The following is an 8,019-nucleotide window of genomic DNA, read 5'->3' as shown; positions in this document are numbered from 1 at the left end:
CTGACCTGCTGTTGCGCTGTTATCTGACCAAAATCATAGGATACCAGAAGCGGAGTGCCCCTTGGCCGTCCAAGACCCACCTCGGTTAGAATTACAGCAGATCTCCTCGGCCGCGCCGTTGCAGCGAAGCACCACCGCGCCGTGGTTGCTCCGCGCTTCGGCGTCCAACACCTCGAGCAGCGCGCTCTTGCCGACTCCCGTCGGTCCGCACAGCGCCACCGAGTCGCCCCGCTCGAGCAGCGCAGCGACTCGAGCCAGCAGGGCCGCGCGCCCGACCACAGGAGTCATGAGCGCCAGATTAAGGGGTGGAGCCCGCTCGACTCGGTCGTGCGGCGACCGTGGCGCTAGGGGACGGCGAGGGCCAGCACGGCGATGTCGTCGCGCGCGTGCCCGTGCTGGAAGGCCAGCACCTCACTGAGCACGGTGTCGACCACCGCGTCGGCGCCGGTCCGCACGTCGGCGTCCACGACCTCGAGGAGTCGTCGCTCACCGAAGAAACCCTCGGGCCCCGACGCCTCGGTGACTCCGTCGGTGTAGAGCACGAGCGCGTCTCCGGGCCCGAGATGCACGACATGGTCGTGATAGTCGACGGCGTCGATCACGCCGACGACCGGGCCGAACGCGTCGAGCTGTCGGGCGCGGTCGTCACCGCTGAGCAGCAGCGGCGCCGGGTGGCCGCCGACGCTGACCTCGGCGTCCCACCCGCGGCCGCGGCGTCGCAGGCGGGCGATCACGACGGTGCAGAACCGGTCGCCGTCGTGGTGGATCAGTCGCTCGTTGAGCTCAGCCATCAGGATGCTGGGGCGCGACATCCCGACCGCGAGCGCTCGCACGGTGTAGCGCACGAAGGCGGTCACGACCGCGGCCTCGGCACCCTTGCCACAGACGTCCCCCAGCACCGCGATCCACTCGTCGTGGCCGAGGTCGAAGACGTCGTAGAAGTCACCGCCGACCTCCGAGCCGTCGCCCGCGGGGCGGTAGGCAGCGGCCAGGTCCAGACCGTCGATCAACGGCAGCGATGGAGGGATGAGGGTCTGCTGGAGCGTGCGAGCCAGCGCGTTCGCCCGCTCCTCGGACGCCTCGGCCCGCTCCTTGGCCCGGAGGAGCTCGCGCTCGTAGGAACGCCGCTCGGTTGCGTCGAAGATCGCGATCCGCACGTCTCCGGGGGCGCTCTCGTCATGCCGGTCCATGGTGGCGTTGAGGAGCACCGGCAGCTTGGAGCCGTCTCGGCGACGTAGGTCCATGGCGATCGCCCGCGCCTCGCCGTGCATGCGCAGGATCGGCGCGACGTGGGTCTCGTGGAACATCCGACCGCCGACGGTCAGCAGCTGGCGGAAATTGATCGCCCCGAGCTCGTCGGTGCTCCACCCCAACCAGCGGGCCAGCGTCTCGTTGGACCGCAGGATCCGGCCGTCGGGCGTGGTCGTGAGGTAGCCGCACGGTGCACGGTGGTAGAGGTAGTCAGCTTCGTCAGCGGCTGGACGACCCGAGGGTGGGGTCGTCAGCGGCACTTGGCTCTGGACGGGGCTCTGGACGGGGATCGGTGCCGACCCGCCGTCCGGGTTCACGCGCTGGCGCGATCGGAGCTACGGACGAACTTGACGATGGCCTCGGTGGTCGCCTCCGGGGCACTGAGATGCGGGCAGTGCCCGGTCGCGTCGAGCAGCACCAGCGACGCGCGCGGCACCTGGTCGGCGACGAACTCACCTACCGCGATCGGCGCGATCACGTCGTCGGTGCACTGCAGGACCAGGGTGGGCACGTCGAGCTGCGGGAGGAGCGAGCGGCTGTCGGAGCGGAAGGTCGCGTCGGCGAAGACCTGGGCGATCGCGGGGTCCATCCGGCAGAAGCTTGCCGTGAGCTCGTCCCCGAGGTCGGGCCGCTCTGCGTTGGCCATGATCGCCGGGGCCATCGCGGCGGACCAGCCGAGGTAGTTGCTGGCCAGCGACTCGAGCAGCTCGTCGATGTCCTCCTCGCCGAAGCCGCCGACGTAGCCGGGCTCGTCGATGTAACGCGGGGACGGCGCCACCATCACCAGCGACGCCACTCGTTCGGGCTCGGCCAGCTGGACCATCGCCACCAGCATGGTCGACACCGAGTGCCCGACGAGCACGGCCTCACGCAGGTCCAGCTCGCGCACGACGGCGGTGACGTCGGCGGCGTAGGCGTCCAGGGAGGCGTAGCGCTGGGCGTCGAAGTCGGCGGAGTCCGAGCCGCCGGCGCCGATGAGGTCCATCAGCACGACACGGTGGGTGGTCTCGAAAGCGGGGACGACGTGGCGCCACATGTTCTGGTCGCAGCCGAAGCCGTGCACGAAGACGATGGGGGGTCCGTCGGCGAGACCCGACACAGACACGTTGTGTCGAGAAACTGCAGTCATCCACCCACTGTAGGGCCTGATGCCCCCAGGAGCGTTTCGTCAGCCGGGGACCCGGGACGCCGTCGTCACGACGCGGCCCGCAGGAACCCCTCGAGGATCGGTCCGGCGGTGCCGGAGCCCGAGTGGCCCTCGGCGACGAAGACCGCCACAGCGAGGTCGCCCTGGGCCGCGATCATCCAGGCATGGGTGCGGACTTCTCCCCCGTCGGCCGCGAACTCGGCGGTGCCGGTCTTGGCGATGACGTCGGCCCCAGGGACGTCGGCGAGCAGGCGTCCGCTGCCGCTGGTGACGACGCTGCGCAGCAGCGAGCGCAGCTGGGCAGCCTCACGCTTGCTCACCGGCGTCACTCCCTCGGGCGGGGACACCTCCACCTGCGTGACCAGCCGCGGCACCACCAGGTCGCCCTGCTGGATGGAGGCGATGACGGTGGCCATCGCGAGCGGGGAGGCCAGCACGGTGCCCTGGCCGATCAGGTCGGCCGCCCGGCCGGTCTCGGTCGTCGGCGGCTCCACGGAGCCGAAGTAGGCGGGAAAGCCGAGGTCGTGGTCGACCCCCAGGCCCAGGGACGCCGCCGCCGCCGCGAGGTCGTCGTCCTTCAACCGGTCGCGCTCGGCGATGAAGGCGGTGTTGCAGGAGTTGGCCAGGGCAGTGCGGAAGGGGATCTGCCCGAGCCCACCCGCGGGGTAGTCGTCGTAGTTCTCGAAGTCACGACCGTCGACGTCGACCGTCGCCGTGCAGGCCACGCTGCTGTCAGGCCGCAGACCACGGCGGAGCAGGGCCAGGGCGCTGACGCTCTTGAACGTCGAGCCGGGGGCGTACTGCCCGAACGTCGCGAGGTTCTGGTTGTCGTTGCCGGGACCGTTGGCTGCGGCCAGGATCGCGCCGTCGCTGGGCCGGACCGCGACCAGGGCGCCGGCCGGGCCCACCCCCTCGAGGAGCGACTCGGCGCTGCTCTGCAGGCCCCGGTCGAGCGTGAGCCGCAGCGGCAGTCCGTCGTCACCGCCGAGCCGGGTGATCTCGCGGCGCTTGCCGTCGGAGCCGATGGCCCGGACCACTACACCGACGGTGCCGCGCAGCTGGTCGTCGTAGCGCGCCTGGAGGCCGGACAGCCCCGCGGTGTCGCCGACCTGCAAGGTGGGGTCGTCGGCGATCATCTCGGCGGTGACCTCGCCGACCGCGCCCAGCAGCGGCGCTGCGAAGTCGCGTGTCGGGGCGAGGGGCACCTCGTCGGGCACGACGTAGCCGCCCTCGATGGAGGTGTAGCGCTGGGCCACACGTTGCGGAACGGCGTCGCTGCGGAACGTGATGGCCTCGACGAACGCCAGGTCACCGGCCGACACCACGCGTGCGCGGTAGGGCGCCGGAGCGATCCCGACGAGTCGCGCCAGCGCTGTTGCCGACGCTCCGGCCTTCTTGGCCTTCACCTTCGACTTGTCGATCCCGATCCGGATCACCGAGCGCGCGGTGACCAGCCGGACGCCGTCCGCGCCGACGACGTCGCCACGCGAGCCGGCGATCGTGCTGGCATCGAGCACCGAGCTGGCGTTGAGGCTCGGCTCGACGACGTCGTGATCCCAGCGGACCGCCCACTCGTCGGTCGCACGCTCGAGGAGGACCTCGGTCGGGTAGGTCCACTCCTCGTAGTCCATCACCTGCCACGACCAGGTGATGGTGGCCGTGGCAGAGTCGTCGTTCTCCACGACGTCTCCGAGCTGCACCGTCGCCGCGCGCTCGCCCATCCCCTCGACCACCGAGACGAGGTCGTCGGTCGCCTCGGCGCCGGAGACCTCGGTGAAGGGGACGTCGGCGAGGTCGCGCGCGTTGAGGCCGGCCACCAGAGCCGCGGCGGTGCCGTCGGCCGCGGCCCCGACGTCCTCAGGATCGGGCGAGGCGGAGTCGCAGGCGCTGAGCGTCGCCGCCGCCATCATCACGGCGGCGGCGACGGTCAGGGGTCGTAGGCGCATGGTCCCGGTTCTACCAGGGTGCGCCGACGATCGAACCCGCCGGTGACGCCGTCAGACGAGCAGCGGGCTGAGCAGCGGCGTGTAGCCGGAGGCGTGCCCGGTGGTGTTGGGGTGGTAGCTCTCGCTGACGGGGTTGGACAGGCCGTTGATCCACTCGGTGTCGTCACACACGGCGTGCCCGATGAAGCGCGTCGTGGGATTGGCGAAGGAGTAGCCGCGGGCTGCTGCAGCCGACGACAGCTTGGAGTTGAGCAGGTCGGCGGTGGCGTTGAGCCGGGTCTCCTCGTCGGGGGAGAAGAACGTGCCGGCGTTGCAGTCCTCGCCGTTGAAGATGCGCGGGTAGCCGACGATGACGACCTTGGCGGTGGTCGCACGTGAGCGGATCGAGGAGAACAGGGTGCTCAGACGACCCGGCAGCGTGTTGTTGATGAACGACTGCGCGGTGTCGACGGCCCCGTTGCAGTTGCTCGACCAGCCCGGCTTGGCGCACTCGGTGATCACGTTCGCGAAGCCGGCGTCGTTGCCGCCGACCGACAGGGTGACGTAGCGGGTGGTGCTCGACAACGCGCTGAGCTGGGTGTTGGTGACCGTGGTGGTCGTCGCGCCCGAGCACGCCTTGAAGTTCAGCGTGTAGCCCTTCTGGGCGGCGAGCAGCTTGGGGAACGCCGCGTTCGAGCGCTGGCACGACGTCCCGTCGCTGATGTAGGTGCGGGTGCCGACGCCGGAGGAGTAGGAGTCGCCCAGGGCGACGTACGAAGGCCCGGCGGCCTGCGAGGGGGGAGCCGTGGCGAGTGCCACGGCGGGAGCAAGCGCGACGACGAGACCGGCAACGGCCCCGACCAGACGGCGGGTGAGCATGGGTGACCTCCGTGAGGGTGCTGCGGCGGCACCCGCGCTGATCGGCGGCGCCTGCCGCGCTGATCCAAGCACCCCACGAGAGGGGCGCGATAGAGGGAAAACCCTTCTCCCTTCGCCCGCGCACATGCAACACGCCGTCCACCGTTCTTCCACGCCGTTGCAGCGTGTGATCAGAACGGAGGACGGCGTGTCACATGTCTTCCTGCAAGCCTCAGGGCTACTTGTGGCGCGGCTTCTTGTCGCGCTTCGGGCCGTCGTACGACGACCCACCCTCGCCACCGCTGTCGCGCGGCGGGCGGGAGCCACGGGGGCCGCCGTCCTCGGCGAGCTCGATCAGCTTGCCGCTGATGCGGGTGCTCTCGAGCTTCTTCCAGGTCTCGGGCGACAGCTCGGCCGGCAGCTCGACGATCGAGAAGTCCGGGCGGATCTGGATGTGGCCGAAGTCGGAGCGCGAGAGCCCACCCTCGTTGGCGATCGCGCCGACGATCTGGCGCGGCTCGACCTTGTGGCGCTTGCCGACCTGGATCTTGTAGGCCTTCATCGGCTGGTCGGAACCACCACGCGAGGAACGCTCGGGACGGTCGCCGCGGCCACCGCGCTCGGGACGCGCGCCACGCTCGGGACGGTCCTTGCTGAAGGTCTCCTGGCGCATCTTGCGCTCGGCGGCCGGGTCGAGCAGGAGCGGGGTGTCACCCTGCGCCACGATGGCCAGCGCGGCGGCGACGTCGGCCTCGGGCACGTCGTGGTTGCGCACGTAGTGGGCCACGATGTCGCGGAACTGCTCGATCTTGGCGGGGTCGGCCAGCGCGGCGGTGATCTGGTCGTCGAAGCGCGTCAGGCGGGTGACGTTGACGTCCTCGACCGACGGCAGACGCATCTCGGTGAGCGGCTGGCGGGTGGCCTTCTCGATGTGCTTGAGCAGGTACTTCTCGCGGGGCGTGACGAACGAGATCGCGTCGCCGCTGCGACCGGCCCGGCCGGTGCGACCGATGCGGTGCACGTAGGACTCGGTGTCGGTGGGGATGTCGTAGTTGACGACGTGGCTGATGCGCTCGACGTCGAGGCCGCGGGCCGCGACGTCGGTGGCCACGAGGATGTCGAGCTTGCCCGACTTGAGCTGGTTGACCGTGCGCTCACGCTGCACCTGGGCGACGTCACCGTTGATCGCCATCGCCGACAGGCCCCGGGCACGCAGCTTCTCGGCGAGGGTCTCGGTCTCGTTCTTGGTGCGGACGAAGACGATCATGCCCTCGAAGTTCTCGACCTCGAGGATGCGCGTGAGGGCGTCGACCTTCTGCGGGTAGCTGACGATCAGGTAGCGCTGGGTGATGTTGGCGGCCGTGGCCGTCTTGCCCTTGACCGTGATCTCGACCGGGTTGTTGAGGTACTTCTTCGACAGCCGGCGGATCTGCGCAGGCATCGTGGCGCTGAACAGCGCGACCTGCTTGGTGTCGGGGGTGTCGGCGAGGATCGTCTCGACGTCGTCGGCGAAGCCCATGTTGAGCATCTCGTCGGCCTCGTCGAGCACGAGGAACTTCAGCTCGGAGAGGTCGAGGGTGCCCTTCTCGAGGTGGTCCATGATGCGACCCGGGGTGCCGACGACGACGTGGACGCCGCGACGCAGCGCGCTCAGCTGGACGCCGTACGCCTGGCCGCCGTAGACGGGGAGCACGTGCAGGCCCTTGGTGTGAGCGGCGTACTTCTGGAAGGCCTCGCAGACCTGGAGCGCGAGCTCGCGGGTCGGGGCCAGCACCAGCGCCTGCACCTTCTTCTGGCGCACGTCGAGCTGGTCGAGGATGGGCAGCGCGAAGGCGGCGGTCTTGCCCGTTCCGGTCTGCGCGAGGCCGACGAGGTCGTTGCCGGCAAGCAGCGGCGGGATGGTCTGCGCCTGGATGGTGGAGGGCTTCTCGTAGCCCACGTCGCGAAGCGCCTTCAGCACCGCGCCACCGAGTCCGAGGTCCTCGAACGTGGGCTCGTGCTCGGTCGACTCGACCGCCGTAGTCGGGGCGCTGCTCTGCTCGTTGTTGTCGCTCACCCGACAACGGTAGTGGGTCGCGCTTCTACCACCCGATTCCTCGGCGCGGTGCGCTGGGTCACCTCACCCCTCGAGTGCCACTCGGCGGGCACACTGGCGGGGTGACGACGATTCCTCACGCCTCCTCGCGCCGGCGAGTCGAGCAGAGCCTCGCCCGGGTCGCCGAGATCGACCCGCTGATCAGCGCTGTCTGCACGCTCGACCCGACCGCGCTCGCCCAGGCCGACGAGCGCGACGCCGAGACGGCTCGCGGGGAGTCGCGCGGCGTGCTGCACGGCGTCCCGGTGCTCATCAAGGACAACATCGACACCGCCGGCCTGGCCACGACAGCCGGCTCGTCGGCCCTGGCAGCGGCCGACCCACCGGCCGGCGATGCCGAGCTCGTACGACGCCTGCGCGCGGCGGGGCTGGTCGTGCTCGGCAAGGCCAACCTGAGCGAGTGGGCCAACTTCCGCGACGAGGCGTCGACGTCCGGGTGGAGCGCTCACGGAGGACTGACCCGCAACCCCTACGCCCTCAACCGCTCGGCGGGCGGGTCGAGCTCGGGAAGCGGCGCGGCCGTCGGCGGCGGGATCGTCACCCTTGCCGTCGGCACCGAGACCGACGGCTCGATCACCAGCCCCGCGGCCTACAACGGGTGCGTCGGCTTCAAGCCCACCGTGGGCCTCGTGCCCACGAGCGGGGTCGTGCCGATCTCGTCCTCGCAGGACGCCCCCGGCGCGCTGGCCTCGAGCGTCGCCGGTGCGGCGGCCCTGCTCGGGGTGCTCGCGGACCGGCCCGAG

7 protein-coding genes are annotated in these 8,019 nt (G+C 70.6%); 1 reads left to right on the top strand and 6 read right to left on the bottom strand.

Annotated elements, in window-relative coordinates; genetic code table 11:
• Nucleotides 1-33 precede the first annotated feature (33 nt).
• From VOI19_RS09340 to VOI19_RS09315, 6 genes are all read right to left on the bottom strand, one after another.
• The gene (locus VOI19_RS09340; RefSeq protein ID WP_323792695.1) at nucleotides 34-288 is read right to left on the bottom strand and encodes an AAA family ATPase; all 255 of its coding nucleotides are present in this window, start codon (nucleotides 286-288) and stop codon (nucleotides 34-36) included.
• 56 nt (nucleotides 289-344) lie between these two features.
• Nucleotides 345-1,568: a PP2C family protein-serine/threonine phosphatase gene (locus VOI19_RS09335; RefSeq protein ID WP_323792694.1), complete on the bottom strand. Its 1,224-nt coding sequence runs from the start codon at nucleotides 1,566-1,568 to the stop codon at nucleotides 345-347.
• Nucleotides 1,565-2,380: an alpha/beta hydrolase gene (locus VOI19_RS09330; RefSeq protein ID WP_323792693.1), complete on the bottom strand. Its 816-nt coding sequence runs from the start codon at nucleotides 2,378-2,380 to the stop codon at nucleotides 1,565-1,567. Before VOI19_RS09330 ends, VOI19_RS09335 begins: the two co-directional genes overlap by 4 nt.
• Before the next feature lie 65 nt (nucleotides 2,381-2,445).
• Nucleotides 2,446-4,344, bottom strand: a complete 1,899-nt coding sequence (locus VOI19_RS09325; protein WP_323792692.1) for a penicillin-binding transpeptidase domain-containing protein — start codon at nucleotides 4,342-4,344, stop codon at nucleotides 2,446-2,448.
• Nucleotides 4,345-4,395: 51 nt separating this feature from the next.
• The gene (locus VOI19_RS09320; RefSeq protein WP_323792690.1) at nucleotides 4,396-5,202 is read right to left on the bottom strand and encodes an SGNH/GDSL hydrolase family protein; all 807 of its coding nucleotides are present in this window, start codon (nucleotides 5,200-5,202) and stop codon (nucleotides 4,396-4,398) included.
• A 217-nt stretch (nucleotides 5,203-5,419) separates the two neighbouring features.
• Entirely contained in the window at nucleotides 5,420-7,237 is a 1,818-nt protein-coding gene (locus VOI19_RS09315; protein ID WP_323792689.1) for a DEAD/DEAH box helicase, read from the bottom strand.
• Nucleotides 7,238-7,338: 101 nt separating this feature from the next.
• Between VOI19_RS09315 and VOI19_RS09310 the strand changes: the two genes are divergently transcribed.
• Nucleotides 7,339-8,019, top strand: a 681-nt coding sequence (locus VOI19_RS09310) for an amidase family protein (RefSeq protein ID WP_323792688.1), incomplete at its 3' end; no start/stop codon positions are given.

It is taken from the genome of Nocardioides sp., assembly GCF_034670285.1.
Taxonomy (GTDB): Bacteria; Actinomycetota; Actinomycetes; order Propionibacteriales; family Nocardioidaceae; genus Nocardioides.
Note: the sequence above shows the minus strand (reverse complement) of the source record. Positions and strands in the feature narration are given on the sequence as shown.

Excerpts from the sequence above, each read along its gene's own strand:
- VOI19_RS09340 (WP_323792695.1), bottom strand. The coding sequence starts at position 288 with ATGACTCCTGTGGTCGGGCGCGCGGCCCTGCTGGCTCGAGTCGCTGCG.
- VOI19_RS09330 (WP_323792693.1), bottom strand. The coding sequence starts at position 2,380 with ATGACTGCAGTTTCTCGACACAACGTGTCTGTGTCGGGTCTCGCCGAC.
- VOI19_RS09325 (WP_323792692.1), bottom strand. The coding sequence starts at position 4,344 with ATGCGCCTACGACCCCTGACCGTCGCCGCCGCCGTGATGATGGCGGCG.
- VOI19_RS09320 (WP_323792690.1), bottom strand. The coding sequence starts at position 5,202 with ATGCTCACCCGCCGTCTGGTCGGGGCCGTTGCCGGTCTCGTCGTCGCG.